This is a genomic window from Streptomyces sp. Tek67B01, assembly GCF_055231995.1.
Map to the genome: position 1 here is coordinate 1,004,124 of NZ_JBUYUY010000001.1, position 15,686 is coordinate 1,019,809.

Below are 15,686 nucleotides of genomic sequence, written 5' to 3' on the forward strand. Positions count from 1 at the left end.
GTACCCCTCCGCCGCCACGTCCCCGCCCACCCCCGCTCCTGCTCCCGCGCCCTCCTCCGCCTTCCGTGACCTGCTTCCGGGGGTCGTCGGCATGGTGCTGGTCGGGGGCAGCGTCACCGTCTCCCGTTCCCTCGTCGCCGCCCCCCTCTTCGCTCCCCAAGCCGTCCGTTACGCGGCCGCCGCCGTGATCCTCTTCGTCCTGGCGCGTGTCGCCCGTGTGCCCGTGAAGCGTCCCCGCGGCCGTGAATGGCTGTGGCTGGCCGGTATCGCCGCGAGTGGACTGGTGCTGTTCAACGTGGCCGTGGTGCGGGGCGTCGCGCACGCCGAGCCCGCCGTCATCGCGGTCGCGGTCGCCTCCGTACCGGTCCTGCTCGCGCTGGTCGGTCCCCTGCTGGAGCGGCAGCGGCCCAGTCCGCGGGTGCTGCTCGCCGCCCCCGTCGTCGTCGCCGGCGCCGTCCTGGTCGAGGGGACCGGCCGCACCGACGCGGCCGGGGTGGGCTGGGCCGCGCTGGCGCTGGCCTGCGAGGCAGGGTTCACTCTGCTCGCGGTACCGGTGTTGGGCCGCCACGGCGCGTGGGGGGGTCTCCTTCCACACGGTGTGGCTGGGGGCGGTGATGCTGACGGGACTGAGCCTGCTCGTGGAACGGCCCGGCTCCCTCTCGGCGCTGGGACCGCGGCAGTGGACGGCGGTCGGGTACCTGGCGGTCATGGTGACGGCGGTGGCCTTCCTGCTCTGGTACCGCACGGTGGCCGCCGTGGGCGCCGGACGCGCCGGGCTGCTGACCGGGTTCGCGCCGCTCGCCGCCGCCGGGGCGGGGACGGCCGCGGGCGGTGGCATCCCGGGGCCGACGGTGTGGCTGGGGCTGGCCCTGGTGATCGCCGGGCCGGCGATCGGACTGCGGCCGGCCGCCACGCCCGCCCCGGAACCGGAGCCGGCGCTCACGTCCCCTTGAGGGTCCCGGAGCCGTGGATCACAATCCGCAGATGCCGACGCCCCCGTACCGCACCGACCCGTACCGCACCGACCCCGCCGGCGCCCACGCGTCCGAGGCGCGCCCGGCCGGCGCCACCCGCTGCCACCCCGCCCCGTACAGCAGTTGGATGCGGTACTTCTCCCCCACCGCCAACCACCGGCGGCTCGGGCTGGTCTGCCTGGGCGTGGGGGTGCAGCAGGGCGCGCTGCCCGTGGTGGGACCAAGGGCGCTGGACCACCACGTGGCGGTGGTCGTCTCCCGAGGACGTGGCTGGTTCAGCCACGGCGGACGCCCGCCGCAGCCCGTGACCGCGCCCGCGCTGCTGTGGCTGGTGCCCGGCGTCGAACACCACTACGGACCGGACCCGCGGACCGGCTGGGACGAGTGCTTCGTCGACTTCGCGGGCCGCAGCGTGGAGGCCTACACCGACCTCGGGTACCTCACCCCCGACCGGCCGCTCGTCCCCTTGAGCGGCACCGCCGGGGTACGGCACGTCGTGGACGGGATCGTCCGGGCGGCCCGCGCCGGCGGGCCGCTGCTGGAGGTGGAGGCGGCGGCGGCCGTGCACGGGCTGCTGGTGGCCCTGCGCTACGCCCGCGCCGAGGTGTCCCGGCACGGCGACGCCGTGATGGACTCCCTGGCGCGCGACGCGCTGCTGCCGATCTCCGTCGCCGAGCACGCGGCGCGGCTCGGCATATCCCTGCCGGAGCTGCGCGGGGCGGTGCGGCGCAGCACCGGTGAGGGCGTCAAGGAGTACCTCCTCGGGATCAGGCTGAGCCGCGCCAAGGAGTTGCTGGCCCGGACCGACCTGCCGGTCGCCGGGGTCGCCCGCCGGGTCGGGTACGACGACCCCGGATACTTCAGCCGGTTGTTCAGCCGCCGCGTCGGCATGGCGCCGGGCCGCTTCCGTGCCCAGCAGTCCGTCAACGAGGCGGGGCCGTACGGTCAGGGCGTCGCGGCGGGGCGTCGGGCGTAGCAGAACAGGTGCTCCTCAGGGTCGGCGAGGCCGCCCTCGGGGTGGAACAGGCTCGTACGGTGGTGCAGCAGCTCCAGGCCGGCCGACTCGATCCGGGTCTTGTACTCCTGTGCGGACAGGCTGCTGACGGTGACCTGGTGTCCCATCCACTCGATGGCGAGGCCGCTGATGTCACCCGGCACCGTGGCGAGGAGGAGGTAACCGCCAGGCGCCACCCACGAGGCCATCCGTTCCAACGAGGCCGCCACTTCCCGCTGTTCCATCATCAGCAGCGGGAAGAAGGCGCACACCGCGTCGAAGGCCGCCTCCCCGGGGGTGTACGTGCGCACGTCCGCCTGTTCGAAGCGCGCCCGCGGCACCCGCTCGCGCGCGAGGGCCACCATCGTGGCCGAGACGTCGATGCCGGTCACCGCGCAACCCGCCGCCGCCAGCCGCTCGGCGGTGGGGCGGCCGGTGCCGCTGCCCACGTCCAGGACGCGCGCACCGGCGGGCAGCCGGTCGGTGAGCCAGTCCAGGGCCTCCATTTGCGCGGGCACCCGCCCGAACGCCTCCTCGTAGCGCCCCGCGAGCGCGTCGAACACCGCTGCCGCCGACTCGTTTCCACTCATCGTGATGCCCCGTTCCTTCTCTTCCCCACGGCCCCACGGCCCCACGGCACTACGGCAGGTAGCCGACGTTGAGTTCGGCCATCGAGGTCCACGGGTTCCCGTTCACCTCGCTCGTGGCCCTGAGTCTGACGTACCGGGCCGCCCGGGGCGAGAAGGAGACCTCCTGCTGTGCGGCGCTGTCCGGAAACCGTCCGGAGGCCGCGGCCCGGCCCCAGGTCACCCCGTCGGCGGAGGTGAACACCTGGTAGTCCGCGACGCGCCCGTTGCTCTGCGTCTGCCGGGGCAGGCAGTGCAGGGCCGAGACGTTGTAGGAGGAGCCCAGGTCGAGGGTGATCTCGTGCGGCATCGGCGCGGTGGACGCGTACCACTGGGTGTGCCAGATGGTGGCGCCGCTGCCGTCCAGGACGTTGGCGGCGCTGCCGTTCTCGCCCGCCGTCTCCTGGCTGTCCACTGCCTTGACACTCATCTTGTCCTGTGGGACGAGGAGTTCCCCGCCGCCCGGACCGAGGTCGTCCACGGTGAGATCGTCGAGGATGAGGTCCGCCTCGTTGTGGGAGTCCTCGCCGGTGACCTTCCGTACGCCGATCCAGGCGTCCGCCCCGGCGGTGAACGATGTGGTGAAGGTGGTGGCGGTGCGTGCCTGGCCGAGGGCCGTGGTCGTCTCCTTGGTGCCCGTGCCGATGACGAACCGGTAGTCGCCGTCGAAGCCGTTCTCGTAGGCGAAGGACACCTTGTAGGTGCGTCCCTTGATCAGGCGGAGCGTCTGCGGGAGCGTGCGGTAGACCAGGCCCTGGCGCTCCTCGTGCGACTTGAGGGAGTTGCCGCCGCTGATCACGTCGCCGACCGGCTTGCCGTTCCAGCCGGCCTGCGTGTACGGGGCGTTGCGCTGGGCGATGTGGGTGCGCGGGTCGGTGGCGGAGCCGCCCGCGCCGCCGAAGGCGAACGGACCCCAGCCGGCGTCCACGTGCTCGAAGTCCTCGGCGAAGTAGTGGCCGCCGAGCGGCGTACGGGCCGAGCGGACCACACGGACGTCATCGAGGGAGACCGTGCCCGGGCCGGCTGCGGCGGACAGGGTGAGGGTGGCGGTGGACCGGCCGGCGGGGACGTCGAAGAGCACCTTCATCCGCTGTGCGCCGGTGCCGTTCTTCTCGCTCCCGCCGAGGTCGTTCGCAAGCGGCGAGGAGTCGGCGTACACGGACTCGGCGGCGCCCCCGGTCGGGGTGACGGTGAGGGTGGCGGCCCGGCCGGTGGGGGTGGAGACCCAGACGGAGGCGGCGTAGGTGCCCGGGGTCAGGCCGGTGAGTCGCTGCGCCACCGCGGGGGCGGTCCCGGGCGCCATGGTCAGCTCGTTCTGGCCCAGGGCGTTGCGGGTGACGGCCGCGCCGGTGCCGGTCACCGTCCAGGAGTTCAGGTTGCCGGAGTAGAAGGACGGGTCGTTCACGGGGGTCCCCTCGCCCCACCGGGGGTCGGCCTGGGCGGGCGCGGCGCCGTTGGTGACCAGGTAGGCGGTCTTCGCCGCCGCGTCGAGGGTGATCCGGCCCTGGCTGACGGTGAGGTCGCCCACCAGCCGGCGTCCGGTGTCGGTGAGCCGGTACAGCTTGGGTGCGCTCCAGCCCGCCGGCAGGGTCCAGGTGGTGGGGCCGCCCGCGTCGTTCCAGTGGTAGAGCTTGCCGTCGCGCGGCAGGAGGTAGGCGCCGCCGCGCAGGACGGTGCGGCCCGCGGTGGTGATCGTGCGGGTGCCCCCGGCCGTGCTGACGGTGGCGCCGTTCGCGAGGGTGACCGTGTCGGCGGTCCACTTCACGATCGGGGATTCCTGGAGGAACTTCGTCGGCAGGTTGACGGCGAAGGTGGTGTTCAGGAAGGCCGGGTAGTCCTTCTTGCCCTGCCAGCCCTCGTACGCGGCGAGTTCCGCGCCGCCGAGCAGCGGGTCGCGGGCGATCCAGTCGTCCTTGGCGTGGTTGGCGATGAATCGGACGATGGTGGAGTTGATGCCCTTGAGGTCGCTGCCGCCGTAGTCCACGTCGGCGGCCCAGTGGTGCCACAGGGATTGCTCGGTCAGGGTGTCGGGGAATTCGGTGGCGAGTTGGAGGCCCAGGCCGCCGATCTCGCGCTGGAGCTCGCGGGAGACGTATCCGTCGCCGTACCAGACGTCGACGTAGAGGAAGTCGAGGCCGGGGGCGGCCGCCTTGAGGTCTTGGAGCCGCTTCAGCCGCTGCCCGGACTGGCCGTCCTTGCGGGTGTCGACGTAGTACGACTGGTCGAGCCAGTCCCAGCCGAGCCCTCCGCCCTGGTGGGACGGGTCGAAGGTGGCCGAGACGGGGTACTCCTCGGTGGCGTTGATGTGCACGCCGAAGTCGGCGTTGTAGGCGTGCCCCGCGCTGGTCAGGGTGTTCAGGTCGACCGCGCCGCCGACTTTGGCGCCGATGTTCTTGTAGTCCATGTGGGCGGAGTCGTGGCCCTCCGAGGCGTAGCCCTTGAGCAGGACGAACTGGCCGAGGCCGTCCGTGGCGAGGTTGACGCGTTTGGTCTCGTCCAGGGTCTGCGCGAACGGGTGGGTGGCCTGGGAGGCGAAGTTGAAGGGGATGCGCTGGACGACCCGGTTCGCGGTGTCCTGCCAGCCGGTGGGCGGGGTCCAGATGTCCCGGTAGGCGACGGCGGCGTCCTGCCAGTCCACGACCGAGTCCGCGTTGCGGTCGGCGGTGATCGCCACCCGGGCGTACGGGAGGGGCTCGGTGTCGGTGGCGCCCGCGGCCCGGTACAGCCAGTCCCCGCTCCACAGGGCGGCCCGGCGGTAGGAACCCTTGTCCGTGATCTGCTCGCTGATGCGGCCGTTGTCGTGGGCGGTGCCGCCCGAGGGCCGGTCGTAGAGGGAGTTGGAGTCGATGGTGGCGGCCAGCTTGCCGGTGTTGACCAGCCCGTACATCACCGTGGTGGCGGTGGCGTCGACGGGCGTGGACGCGGTGACGGGTGTGAAGGTGTCCCCGGTGCCCGTGGTGGCGGTGTGCATGCGCGCGGTGGAGAGCGTGGCGCCGGGCTGGTCGCTGCGGACGCTGACGAGGCTGTGATCGGGGATGGCGAGGCTGCGCACGCGCAGGGCGGCGGTGTCCTCGATCGCGGTGACCTTGAACTCCACGACCGAACCGGCCACGGAAAGCCGGGATCTGATGGTCACTCCGGAGAAGGCCAACGCGTAGTCGACGGCGGAGGCGGCGGGCGTCGCGGTCACGGTCACGGTGGGCGTGTAGGGGACGCCGTTGACGACGATCGTGGTGAGCGGGTCCTCGTTGCCGTTCAGTACGTCGCCGGTGGCCCGCCTGGTGTAGCCGATGACGCGGGGGAAGGCGCTGTCGACGCTCACGGCGAGTTCGGGCGAGGTGATGGTCAGGGGACCGGCCGCCGGGGCCGCGGACACGGGCCCGGGTGCGGACACGACGAGGGTGGCGATGAGACCGGCGACCGCGGCTGCGGCCGGCCAGAGGGGGGTGCGCATCGGGCCTCCGGGAGTCGGCGCTTCCTTGCACGGAAGACCGCACGGCTCCGGAGCCCCGCGGTCCGCTCACTGGTCTGCCAGCTTGCGGACCACGGCGCGGCGGGCCCATGGACAAAGCGGAGCTCCGTCATGGACTTACGTCGGGCACGGAGCCGACGCGGGACCCGGACGCCTCGGGAACCGGACGCCTCGGGACATGGACGCCTCGGCGCGCGGGCTCAGGCTCTCGTGTCGGGCGCCAGCACCACGGCCGTCCCGTACGCGCACACCTCGGTCCCGATGTCGGCGGCCTCGGTCACGTCGAACCGCATGGCCAGGACCGCGTTGGCGCCGCGCGCCTTGGCCTGCTCGATGAGCCGGTCCATGGCTTGGTTGCGGGTCTGTACGAGGGTCTTGGTCAGCCCCCGGAGCTCTCCGCCGATCATGGACTTCAGGCCGGCGCCGATCTGACTGCCCAGGTGGCGCGAGCGCACGGTGAGGCCGAAGACCTCCCCGACGACCCGCTCGACCCGGTAGCCGGGGGCGTCGTTGGTCGTCACCACCATGACCCCGGTCTCTTCGGCCCCGGGACCTCCGCCAAAGTCGTCGATACCCATGGCACCCACTGTCGCGCCGGGGGGCGACGCCCGCATCCCGAGGGGCGCGACGGCGGGTCGACGGCGGCGCGGAGATGGCTGGCGCGCGCCCCCCGCGACTCTCTACGATGAACCACCCCCACGCCGCGGGCCCCGCAGGGCCATCAAGGAGGGCACATGGAGTCAGGGCCGAATCCGTCCCAGCCGCCGTTCATCGACATGCACACCCCGAGCGTCGCCCGTATGTACGACTGGCTCCTGGGCGGTGTGGAGAACTACGCCAGTGACCGCGAGGCATGCGCCAGGCTGCTGGAGATCGCACCCAGCACCCAGTTATTGGCCCGCAACAACCGGGCGTTCCTGAGCCGAGTCGTGCGCATCCTCGTCGAGGACTACAGGATCACGCAGTTCCTGGACCACGGGTCGGGCCTTCCCACCCAGGACAACGTCCACGAGGTGGCCCAGCGCATCGACAAGGACTGCAAGGTCGCCTACATCGACAACGACCCGATGGTCCTCGCGCACGCCCAGACCACGCTGCACGACAACTCCGGCACCCTGGTGCTGCCCATGGACATGCGTGAGACCGAGCGCATCCGCGAGGCCACCGGTGGGTTCCTCGACTGGAACCGTCCCATCGCGGCGCTGTTCGTGTCCGTACTGCACTGCATCCCGGACTCGGACGACGACCGTTCCCCGTCCGCCGTCGTGCGCAAGACCGCGGCCCTGTTGCCACCCGGCAGCTTCATGGTGATCTGCCAACTCGTCAGCGACGACCCCGTGGTGCGGGACGACGTGACCCGGCTGATGGACGTCACCACGCACGGGAACTGGGGACGCGTACGCGAGACCCACGAGGTGCGGCGGTACTTCGACGGGCTGGAGATACTCGAACCGGACCTCGTCGACGTGGTCGACTGGCGCCCCGACGCCTCGCCGCCTCCGCGCGAGCTCCGGCCGAAGGACTGGGTCGAGTGGGGCGGCGTGGGCCGCCTCCTCCCGCCGGCCCGGCAACCGGCCGAATGAGCTGAATCACCGGGGGCACGCGGGGAGTTCCGGACCGCCGGAAGGCCGGGGGACCTCATGAAGGGGATGGCGCGATGACCATCGTCGTCACCACACCGACCGGACACGTGGGATCGCGCGTGGTACGGCTGCTGCTCCAGGCCGGCGTGCGCCCCCGCGTGCTGGTCCGTGACCCGGCCCGCCTGGACGAGGAGACCCGTGCGGGGGTCGACGTGCGCCGAGGCGACCTGACGGACGCCGGATTCGTGCGCGCGGCGGTGTCGGGGGCGCGGACCGTTTTCTGGGTGGATCCCACCCCCCACACGTCGCCGGACCCGATCGCGACCTCCCTGGCGACCGCGGCGCCGCTGGTGGAGGCCGCCCGGGCCGGTGACATCGGCCGGGTGGCGCTGCTCAGCAGCGTCGGGGCGGAGAAGCGGCACGGGGTCGGGCACATCGACGCCTTGGCCGGGATCGAGGAGCGGCTGGACGCCACCGGAGCGGACGTGCTGCACCTGCGCTGCGCGTACTTCTTCACCAATCTGCTGCTCGACCTCGAAGGACTCTCGCGAGGCGTCCTGACCACGGCGTTCGACCCCGGGCGGCCGATGCCGTGGGTCGATCCGCGAGACATCGGCGACGTCGTCGCGGCCCGGTTGCTCGGCGATTCCTGGCGGGGCCGGGTGGTGCAGGCCGTGCACGGACCGGAGGACCTCACTTTCGAGCAGGTCGCGCGCATCCTCACCGAGGTGCTGGGGCGGGAGGTCCGGCTCGAACCGGTCGACGACGACGCGGTGCGGAAGGCCCTGCGGGCGGCCGGATTGTCGCCGTCGGCGGTGGAGGGCATCGTCGGCATGGCCGCCGGATCGCGCGATCTCGTGCCCGAGCAGCCCCGTGACCTGATGACCACCACCCCGACGCGGCTGGACGGGTGGGCCCGCAGCGAGCTGCTTCCGCTGCTGCGCCGGTGACGGACCCCGGTGTGACCGTCCGTGTCCCCGTCACCGTTCCGGAGCTCCCGACCGTGGCTGTCAACGTGCCTCTGCGGCGGCGAGGTTGTTCCCCTGGCCGCGGGTCAGCCGCCAGATCTGCTCCTCGCCGGTGGCGGCCGGGGCGAGGCGCTCGGCGGGGCGGCGGAGGTGTTCGGTGAACCCGAGGCGGGCCGGGACGGCACCGCTGGCACGGTTGGCCGGGTCGTGGACGACCTCGACGTAATCGACGCCGGGGAGGCGGAAGGCCTGCGCGACCAGGGCGCGGGCGGCCCGAGTGGCCAGTCCGCGGCCGGTGGCGGCAGGGTGCAGCCAGTAGCCGATCTCACGACCGTTGTCCGGGCTCTCCCCGTGCCGAAACAGCGTGCAGGCGCCGACGATGGCCCCGTCAACCACGATCGCATAGCTGAACGCCTCGCCGGCGGACCAGAGTTCCGGGCGGCGGACCAGGAACTCGGTGGTCCTGGCCAGGCTGTGCTCGGCGACCCAGGGCATCCACGGGCGCAGGTGCTCCAGCGACTCCTCGATGACCCGGAAGAACTCCGGAGCGTCCGCCTCGCCGTTGAAGCGGCGCAGCGTCAGGCCGTCCAGTTCGATCACCCGCTGTGGAATTCCCATGCCAGGAGGATCATGTGCGGGCACTACCGCCGGCAACGGGATTTCGAAACAGGGCCTAATCCTCCATGTACTGCCGCAGTGCTTCCTCGACGAGTTCGCGGCTGCGCTCGCGGGACGCCGCCGCCTTGCGGAGGTTGCTGAGGGCGTTGCGGTGGTCGTCCAGGGCGCGGGGGCGGGTGACGTAGTTGGCGCCGTTGATGTGCTCGACGTACGCCAGCTCGCCCGGTCCCCCGTCGGCGAACTTGAGGTGGGTGATGGGGTAGGGCGGGGCCGCCGAATAGCCCCAGGACATCTCCAGGACACGGATGTTGACCTTGGCGACGTCCCCAGCACGGAGCAGGTGCCACAGTTGTTCGCGCATCACCTCGGCGTTGCCGCAGCGGCGCTGGAGGACCCCTTGGTCGAGGAGGACCGTCAGACGCGGCACCTCACCCTCCATCAGGCGCAGTTGGCGCTGGGTGCGAAGCTGTACGACGCGGTCCATCTCGTCGTCGGACGCGCTGGGCATCACTGCCCTGACCATGTGCCTCGCGTAGGCCGGCGTCTGGAGGATTCCCGGTACCACGAGGTTCTCGTACACGCAGATCTCCTGCGCCTCGCCCTCCAGCTGGATCAGGCGCTTGAGGAAGGTGGGGGTCACGTCGCTGTACTGCTCGTACCACTCGCAGTCCTGGGCGTGCTCCAGGAGACGCTCGACGGTCCGCATCTCCTCGCCGTCCAGCCTGTAGTGGCGGGCCAGGTCGAGGACGTCCCGCGCCTTGGGCGGGCTCTCGCCCCGCTCCAGTCGGCTGATCTTCGACACCGATCCGCGGATGACGGGTGCCACGTCCTTCAGGGTGAGGCCGCGCGCCTCGCGCCACCCTCGGAGCTCCTGTCCCAACATCCGTGCGGCCGCCGCCCGGCCTTGCTCCCGCTCCAGCGGCAGGACCGGGGCGAGCGGGTCGGGGAGGGCGTCGCCCGGTCGAGCGGGCAGCGGATCGTGCAGGGGTTCGGGCAGCGCGGGCATGCGGAACTCCAATGTGACCGGGGCGGATCTCAGTCGTCAGAATGGGGCGCGGACGCCCGCCCGTCCAAGCTTTGGCCTAAGCCTTGGACTTCATCCGGTCAGTTGATCGAATTCGGCGCGCTTGACGCCGTCGAGGAACGCCTCGATCTCCCCGGCGGTGAAGATGAGGGCCGGACCGTCGGGGAAGCGCGAGTTGCGCATCGCCACGGCGCCGTCGGCCAGTGACGCCACCTCCACACAGTTTCCGTTGCCGACGCTGGCGCTGCTCTTGACCCAGACCGCACCGGGAATCTCGCTCGCCACCACACCATTGCGTAACTGCATGATGAGACCTCTCCTCGTTCCGACGCGCATGATCGGGCAATCGCATATGGGATTGCCCGACAAGCAGTTGTGAGAATGCTAGCCGGCACGGGCAGCCGTGGAAGTCCCCCGAAAGGGTGCCTCCCCGCCGCCGTTCCCCCACAGATCATCCCATGAAGCAACCATCCGCCCCAAACATGCCTGATTGGGCAAATCGGGCTAAATGGCGGTGCGCCGCCGGGGTGTCGAGGCATCTGCTCGCCATAGTCGTCCGTGGCGACCGCCTGGTCGCCGGCCCGAGCCGCGTGGCGCGGTCGGGCGATTGTCTTCGTAGAGGAGTCGGCTCATGCTGAAGCCCACCAGGACCGTCCTCGCACTTACCGCCGGAAGCCTGGTGCTCGGCCTCGTCAGCGCGGGCGCCGCCGTCGCCGACGAGGACCCGATGACCGATGTCCCGGCACACCACGAGCACGGCAGCGTCCACCGGGAGATCTGGGGCAAGGTCGTCTCGTCCGGCCGGCTCACGATCCGCAGCAAGCCGAGCACCCGCTCGTACTCCCTGGGCAAGATCGAGTCGGGCAGGAGGATCGCGCTCGAATGCAAGCAGCGCGGGGAGAGCGTCAACGGCAATGACCTCTGGTACCTCCTGGACAACCGCAAGGACCGGGACGAGTGGAACGACGGCAACAACGGCCGCGATCCCTGGGACGACGGCCGCGAGGACGGCCGTGACGACTTCAACGACGGTCGTGACGGGGAGGGCAAGGCCGTCAAGAAGGCTTCCAAGAAGGACCGGGACTACGGCTGGGTGGCCGCCCGCTACGTCAAGAACCTCGACACGGTGCCGTGGTGCCGCTGATCTGCGCGCAGGACCGCTGATCGCCGAGCCGTTCGCCCGGAGGCCGGCTCCTCTCGGAGGAGCCGGCCTCCCGGCTGTCGTCAGTCGGCCGGGTGGACGGTGCGCGGGCCCACGCACCGCGCTCCGTACGCCCGCACCCGCTCGCGCAGTTCCCGGTCCGCCGTGACCACGACCAGGCCGGCGCCGGCGCCGCGCTCCGCGTAGGCCGCCACCAGCTCCACGATCCGGTCGTCACCGCTCCCGGGCGCGGCGTCCACCCGTACGCCGGGCACGGAAGCGACGCCCTTGGCCGCGCCCTCGACCACGAGGACGATCTCCTCGCCCGCCCCGCGCCGTGCCAGCCGGTCGCGCAGCCGCTCGGCGGCGCCGCGCCGGTCGCGCCACCAGCCGTCCGGCACGGACCCGACCACGTTCGCGGCGTCCACGATCAATACGTCCACGGGTACGACTGTCCCAGATCGGCTCAGAAAGCGCCGTAGTTGACCTGCCAGGTCGGCAGGCCCATCCGGCGCCAGATGGCGACGACGCGGTCGCGGTCGTCGAGCGAGACGCGGACGGCGTAGCGGTGGCGCACGTGGGCGTCGAACAGTTCCGCCTTCACCACGTCGTCGCGGCGCTGGTCGCCGGCCGCCCGCATCCACAGCTCGTCGTAGGGGACCCCGTGCCGTTCCAGCCAGTCCTCGGTCTGCGGCCGGTGTTCCTCGCTCCGCCCGGACAGCAGCACGATGACGTCCCCGTCGGCGCGCCGGAAGGCGTCCAGGGCGCGCCGCACCGGCTCGTTCGGCAGGTCCAGTCCGCAGCGGGAGAAGTCGTAGGGGCCGCGGTCGCCGGTGAGCGCCAGTGTCCCGTCGATGTCGCACATCACGGCGGCGGGCAGCGTGGGATCGGCGACGTACGGCTCGACCGGGGGTTGGTCGTTCAGCCACTGCGCGGTCAGTTTCCAGCCGCCCTTGCGGGACTTGGCGTGCTTGCCGGCCAGGATGCGGATGACCTCCTCGCCCACCTGCCGCTCGCGGGCGGCGTCACGGCGCACGCATTCCTCGACGGGCACGTCGGTGAAGTCGTGGACCACGAAGGTGGCGAGGCCGGCGACGGCGGCCTTGAGCCGCTTGGGGATGTGCGGGGTGAGGTGGGTGTTGTCGACGACCACGTCGAATCCGGCCTCGACGGCCGCCCGCAGCGCCGCGTCCTGGACGTCCAGCGCGGTCTGTTCGTGGGCGTACGACAGGCCGCGTCCGTGGTCGGGGCCGTCGAGCATGACCCGGAGGTCGTCGAGGTTCACGCGGCGCATCCGGCCGCCGGACTCGGCCTGGAGGGCCCGCGCGGCGGTGGTCTTGCCCGAGGCGGGCAGGCCCGTCATGACGTGCACGAAGGGTCGGGTGGGGGCCGCGGTGGGCGCCGGGGCGGTGTCGGGGGCCGCCGGGGTCGCGGGGGCCGCCGGTTCTGCGGACACGGTGCTCAGTTCTCCTCGTCGGTGGTGAAGGGGTCGGTCGATTCCGGGCGTACGGCCCGCCAGGTGACGAGCTCGGTCGGCCTGTCGTCCAGACGCAGGAACAGCGCGGCACGCATCCGGCTGTCGGGCAGTGCCTTCGCGGCCCGGGCGAAGGCACCGCGGTCGGGGGCCAGGTGGACCAGCGCCCCGAAGGCCTCGTCGACGGCGCGTTCGCGCCGCGCGGCGGCTTCCTCCAGGTGGCCGACGACCTCGCGCACCCATGCGTCGAACTCGTCGGGCACCTGCTCCAGCAGCGCGTCGAGCGGCTTGCCGCCCCAGGCCTCGATGTCCGCGACGGTGCAGCCCAGGCCCTGCGCGAGCTGCTTGGCGGGCAGACCGGCGAAGCGCTGGACGCCGTGGGCGCGCCAGATGTCGCGCTCGGTGACGCCGGTGAGAACCTTGTGCAGGCGCACGTACTCGGCGATCTTGGCCTTGGCGCGGACGCCGGAGGCGAAGCGCAGCACGAAGCCCTCGGCGTCGGTGCCGGTGGCCGGGGCGCCGCCGGGCAGGGTGTTGGACTCGGTGAGCGCGAGGAGTTCGGCGAGGGGCATCGCCGGCCATACGGTGACGACCGAGCCGATCTCCCGCCAGTGCCCGGCGGCTTCGGCGAGCGGCACCTCGGCGCCGTCCTGGCGGAAGGCGGCGAGGAGTACCAGGTCCCGGCGGTCCCCGTAGTTGACGACGATCCGGTTCAGCGGGTAGAGGATCTCCGCGAGGTAGGTGACGCCCGGTACGAGATGCGCGGTGTCGCTCGCGTCGAGCCGGCGCTGCGCCCAGCTCGCCTGCTCGCTGACGAAGGAGCCCTTGGAGGCGACCCGCCAGCGGCCCGCGTAGTGGAACACGACCCCCAGGCTGCCGTCGACCTTGTCGTACACCTCGAACGGCTCGTCGGGCAGGACCGCCGCGTACGGTTGACCCGACTCGTGCTCGCCCACGTTGAAGAACTTCGGCAACGGCAGGGCGACGATCCGTCCGGTCGCGTCGTCGGCGACGAGGCCCCGGCAGCGCGTGGTGACCTGGTTCCAGACCCGCTCGTACTGGGCGGTGCGGGTGTAGGTGTAGATCGACAGCGGCAGTTCGGGGTGTGCCTTGCGGGTCACATGGCCGGATTCGATGGCCGCCTGGAGCTCCTGCGCGGGCAGCAGGTCATGCAGAGTCAGGAACGCCTGGCTCATGGGGGTCCTCCCGGTTTGAGATGGTTCATTCTCACGTGCGGGAGAGTGGCCCGGTACTCAATTATGACCGGCCGGCGGGCCTGCCGGCGGTGCGGGCGTCGGGCAGTTGGCGTCGGGCGCCCTGGCTCGCGCATCCGGCGCCCGGCATCGCCCCATCGGGCTGGGCGTCAGTGGGAGACGCAGAGTTCGTTGCCTTGGGGGTCGGCGAGGGTGGTCCAGGCGAAGGGGCCTTGCCGGTTTTCGTGGAGGAGGGTGGCCCCCTTCGCGAGGAGGCGGTCCACCACGGCCTTCGGGTCGTCGTCGCCGGTGCGGACGTCGAGGTGGACGCGGTTCTTGACCGTCTTGGTCTCCGGCACGAGCTGGAAGAGGATGCGGGGCGCCCGTTCCGGTCCTTCCGGGTGACGGATGGCGGCTCCGGCCTTCCAGACGAGCCTGCCGCGGTGGAAGGTGGTGTCGTCCTCGCCGGCCCGACCCTCCTCGACCATGCGGCGGATGAACTCCTCGTCGCCCGGCTCGACTTCCCAGCCGAGGGCGTCGGCCCACCAGTCGGCGAGGGAGTGCGGGGCGGTGGAGTCGACGGTGACCTGGAATGTGTACGCCATGGCGGGACCGTACGGGGAACCGCGCTCCCCCGCTACGTGGTTCCCGGCTGTTCGCCGAGGCGGGCCGCGAGGAGCGCCGCGAGAGTCAGGAACCAGGCGGCCACGGCGACCCACAGGAGGACCTCGCCCACGGGCCGGAGCCAGGCGGCGCCGGTGGGCGCGGCGGCGGAGAGGCAGGCGGTGGCCGTCATGCCGAGGGGGAACACGGTGGACCAGCGGCGGATGTCGTAGCGGGGGCGGGGGCTGCGCAGCTCGGCCGCGAGGAGGACGACGTACCAGGCGAGCGAGGAGCCGAGCAGGGCCAGGGTGAGCGTCCGCAGGGCGGTGTGCCCGGCGCCCGTCCAGACGGGTGACGCGGTGAGCTTCGATCCGGCGAGGGCGCTGATGGACAGTGCCCCGCCGGCCACCCAGTGGTCGCCCGCTCCCCCGGTCACCTCGCGGAGGTCGAAGCGGGCGAGGGCCACCCCGTACAGCAGCAGCCCGAGTCCGAAGAGGGCCAGGGCCGCCCGGCCGAGCCAGTCCTGGTGGCAGGCGGTGGACAGCGCCGCCGCGAGGACGGCGAGTCCCTGGGTCGCCACGCAGACGAGGAAGGCGGCGCCGGGCAGCCGGCGCCGGGGCCAGTTCCGCAGGACCGCGTACAGCAAGCCAGGCCAGAGCGCCGCCGCCAAGGCCGGCAGGACGGCGGCAGCGCCCTGCCAACCGAGCGCGGAGAGGCGGGCGCCGAGGATGGTGGTGGCGGCCACGGCGGTGAGGGCCGGCGGGGTGTCCGCTTCGACGCGGAAGCGGCCCCGGTCTCCGATCAGCCGGGTCGCGAAGTCGACCGTAGCACCAGCCAGAGCGCCGTGGCGACGGCCAGCGCGACGAGGGAGAGCAGGTCGTGGCCGATCAGGGCGAGGCCGACGGAGATGATGCCGCAGGCCATCACGGCGGCGCCGGCGGCGGGCGGCAGGCCGGTCCACCACCGGCGTACGAGCAGGGGGCTCACCTCTCCAGCGGACACCAGTCACGGACGGC

At 72.2% G+C, this 15,686-nt stretch carries 17 protein-coding genes and 1 pseudogene; 6 read left to right on the forward strand and 12 right to left on the reverse strand.

Annotated elements, in window-relative coordinates:
- Positions 1-91 precede the first annotated feature (91 nt).
- The 3 genes and pseudogenes from ACV7NM_RS04805 to ACV7NM_RS04815 all read left to right on the forward strand — a co-directional run.
- Positions 92-403 (forward strand): annotated as a pseudogene (locus ACV7NM_RS04805) (EamA family transporter); the annotation flags it as partial.
- A 211-nt stretch (positions 404-614) separates the two neighbouring features.
- Positions 615-953 carry an EamA family transporter gene (locus tag ACV7NM_RS04810; RefSeq protein ID WP_463409074.1) on the forward strand — a complete coding sequence of 113 codons (339 nt, stop codon included), beginning with the start codon at positions 615-617 and terminating at the stop codon, positions 951-953.
- A gap of 148 nt (positions 954-1,101) precedes the next feature.
- Positions 1,102-1,950 (forward strand): helix-turn-helix domain-containing protein, encoded by an 849-nt coding sequence (locus ACV7NM_RS04815; RefSeq protein WP_463413829.1) that lies wholly within the window; start codon positions 1,102-1,104, stop codon positions 1,948-1,950.
- Here ACV7NM_RS04815 and ACV7NM_RS04820 read toward each other — a convergent pair.
- The 3 genes from ACV7NM_RS04820 to ACV7NM_RS04830 all read right to left on the reverse strand — a co-directional run bounded on the left by ACV7NM_RS04820 (position 1,920) and on the right by ACV7NM_RS04830 (position 6,644).
- Entirely contained in the window at positions 1,920-2,558 is a 639-nt protein-coding gene (locus ACV7NM_RS04820; protein ID WP_463409075.1) for a class I SAM-dependent methyltransferase, read from the reverse strand. The genes ACV7NM_RS04815 and ACV7NM_RS04820 overlap by 31 nt on opposite strands.
- A gap of 49 nt (positions 2,559-2,607) precedes the next feature.
- The gene (locus ACV7NM_RS04825; RefSeq protein WP_463409076.1) at positions 2,608-6,048 is read right to left on the reverse strand and encodes an endo-alpha-N-acetylgalactosaminidase family protein; all 3,441 of its coding nucleotides are present in this window, start codon (positions 6,046-6,048) and stop codon (positions 2,608-2,610) included.
- A 218-nt stretch (positions 6,049-6,266) separates the two neighbouring features.
- Positions 6,267-6,644, reverse strand: coding sequence for a YbjQ family protein (locus ACV7NM_RS04830; protein WP_463409077.1), 378 nt, complete (start codon positions 6,642-6,644; stop codon positions 6,267-6,269).
- A 156-nt stretch (positions 6,645-6,800) separates the two neighbouring features.
- Between ACV7NM_RS04830 and ACV7NM_RS04835 the strand changes: the two genes are divergently transcribed.
- Positions 6,801-7,649 carry an SAM-dependent methyltransferase gene (locus ACV7NM_RS04835; protein WP_463409078.1) on the forward strand — a complete coding sequence of 283 codons (849 nt, stop codon included), beginning with the start codon at positions 6,801-6,803 and terminating at the stop codon, positions 7,647-7,649.
- 74 nt (positions 7,650-7,723) lie between these two features.
- The gene (locus ACV7NM_RS04840) at positions 7,724-8,599 is read left to right on the forward strand and encodes an NmrA family NAD(P)-binding protein (protein WP_463409079.1); all 876 of its coding nucleotides are present in this window, start codon (positions 7,724-7,726) and stop codon (positions 8,597-8,599) included.
- Positions 8,600-8,659: 60 nt separating this feature from the next.
- Here ACV7NM_RS04840 and ACV7NM_RS04845 read toward each other — a convergent pair whose 3' ends face one another.
- From ACV7NM_RS04845 to ACV7NM_RS04855, 3 genes are all read right to left on the reverse strand, one after another.
- Complete coding sequence (locus tag ACV7NM_RS04845; protein WP_463409080.1) at positions 8,660-9,235, reverse strand: GNAT family N-acetyltransferase; 576 nt, start codon at positions 9,233-9,235, stop codon at positions 8,660-8,662.
- Positions 9,236-9,290: 55 nt separating this feature from the next.
- The gene (locus ACV7NM_RS04850) at positions 9,291-10,241 is read right to left on the reverse strand and encodes a helix-turn-helix domain-containing protein (protein WP_463409081.1); all 951 of its coding nucleotides are present in this window, start codon (positions 10,239-10,241) and stop codon (positions 9,291-9,293) included.
- A 90-nt stretch (positions 10,242-10,331) separates the two neighbouring features.
- The gene (locus ACV7NM_RS04855) at positions 10,332-10,565 is read right to left on the reverse strand and encodes a DUF397 domain-containing protein (RefSeq protein WP_463409082.1); all 234 of its coding nucleotides are present in this window, start codon (positions 10,563-10,565) and stop codon (positions 10,332-10,334) included.
- A 325-nt stretch (positions 10,566-10,890) separates the two neighbouring features.
- On the opposite strand from ACV7NM_RS04855, the gene ACV7NM_RS04860 reads away from it, so the two are divergent.
- Positions 10,891-11,403: a hypothetical protein gene (locus ACV7NM_RS04860; RefSeq protein ID WP_463409083.1), complete on the forward strand. Its 513-nt coding sequence runs from the start codon at positions 10,891-10,893 to the stop codon at positions 11,401-11,403.
- A gap of 80 nt (positions 11,404-11,483) precedes the next feature.
- On the opposite strand, the gene ACV7NM_RS04865 is transcribed toward ACV7NM_RS04860, so the two are convergent.
- The 6 genes from ACV7NM_RS04865 to ACV7NM_RS04890 form a co-directional block, all read right to left on the reverse strand.
- Entirely contained in the window at positions 11,484-11,843 is a 360-nt protein-coding gene (locus tag ACV7NM_RS04865; RefSeq protein WP_463409084.1) for an NYN domain-containing protein, read from the reverse strand.
- Positions 11,844-11,866: 23 nt separating this feature from the next.
- Entirely contained in the window at positions 11,867-12,856 is a 990-nt protein-coding gene (locus tag ACV7NM_RS04870; protein WP_463409085.1) for a phosphatase domain-containing protein, read from the reverse strand.
- 5 nt (positions 12,857-12,861) lie between these two features.
- Positions 12,862-14,070: an RNA ligase gene (locus tag ACV7NM_RS04875; protein ID WP_463409086.1), complete on the reverse strand. Its 1,209-nt coding sequence runs from the start codon at positions 14,068-14,070 to the stop codon at positions 12,862-12,864.
- 167 nt (positions 14,071-14,237) lie between these two features.
- Positions 14,238-14,672, reverse strand: a complete 435-nt coding sequence (locus tag ACV7NM_RS04880) for a VOC family protein (RefSeq protein WP_463409087.1) — start codon at positions 14,670-14,672, stop codon at positions 14,238-14,240.
- A gap of 32 nt (positions 14,673-14,704) precedes the next feature.
- Positions 14,705-15,508 (reverse strand): SLAC1 family transporter, encoded by an 804-nt coding sequence (locus ACV7NM_RS04885; protein WP_463413830.1) that lies wholly within the window; start codon positions 15,506-15,508, stop codon positions 14,705-14,707.
- Positions 15,472-15,657 (reverse strand): hypothetical protein, encoded by a 186-nt coding sequence (locus tag ACV7NM_RS04890; protein WP_463414156.1) that lies wholly within the window; start codon positions 15,655-15,657, stop codon positions 15,472-15,474. Before ACV7NM_RS04890 ends, ACV7NM_RS04885 begins: the two co-directional genes overlap by 37 nt.
- Positions 15,658-15,686 lie beyond the last annotated feature (29 nt).

What these genes read in the sequence shown, in the direction of transcription:
- ACV7NM_RS04810 (WP_463409074.1), top strand. Translation starts at nt 615, where the DNA reads ATGCTGACGGGACTGAGCCTGCTCGTGGAACGGCCCGGCTCCCTCTCG.
- ACV7NM_RS04830 (WP_463409077.1), bottom strand. Translation starts at nt 6,644, where the DNA reads ATGGGTATCGACGACTTTGGCGGAGGTCCCGGGGCCGAAGAGACCGGG.
- ACV7NM_RS04850 (WP_463409081.1), bottom strand. Translation starts at nt 10,241, where the DNA reads ATGCCCGCGCTGCCCGAACCCCTGCACGATCCGCTGCCCGCTCGACCG.
- ACV7NM_RS04880 (WP_463409087.1), bottom strand. Translation starts at nt 14,672, where the DNA reads ATGGCGTACACATTCCAGGTCACCGTCGACTCCACCGCCCCGCACTCC.
- ACV7NM_RS04855 (WP_463409082.1), bottom strand. Translation starts at nt 10,565, where the DNA reads ATGCAGTTACGCAATGGTGTGGTGGCGAGCGAGATTCCCGGTGCGGTC.
- ACV7NM_RS04820 (WP_463409075.1), bottom strand. Translation starts at nt 2,558, where the DNA reads ATGAGTGGAAACGAGTCGGCGGCAGCGGTGTTCGACGCGCTCGCGGGG.
- ACV7NM_RS04845 (WP_463409080.1), bottom strand. Translation starts at nt 9,235, where the DNA reads ATGGGAATTCCACAGCGGGTGATCGAACTGGACGGCCTGACGCTGCGC.
- ACV7NM_RS04815 (WP_463413829.1), top strand. Translation starts at nt 1,102, where the DNA reads ATGCGGTACTTCTCCCCCACCGCCAACCACCGGCGGCTCGGGCTGGTC.
- ACV7NM_RS04875 (WP_463409086.1), bottom strand. Translation starts at nt 14,070, where the DNA reads ATGAGCCAGGCGTTCCTGACTCTGCATGACCTGCTGCCCGCGCAGGAG.
- ACV7NM_RS04860 (WP_463409083.1), top strand. Translation starts at nt 10,891, where the DNA reads ATGCTGAAGCCCACCAGGACCGTCCTCGCACTTACCGCCGGAAGCCTG.
- ACV7NM_RS04840 (WP_463409079.1), top strand. Translation starts at nt 7,724, where the DNA reads ATGACCATCGTCGTCACCACACCGACCGGACACGTGGGATCGCGCGTG.
- ACV7NM_RS04835 (WP_463409078.1), top strand. Translation starts at nt 6,801, where the DNA reads ATGGAGTCAGGGCCGAATCCGTCCCAGCCGCCGTTCATCGACATGCAC.
- ACV7NM_RS04825 (WP_463409076.1), bottom strand. Translation starts at nt 6,048, where the DNA reads ATGCGCACCCCCCTCTGGCCGGCCGCAGCCGCGGTCGCCGGTCTCATC.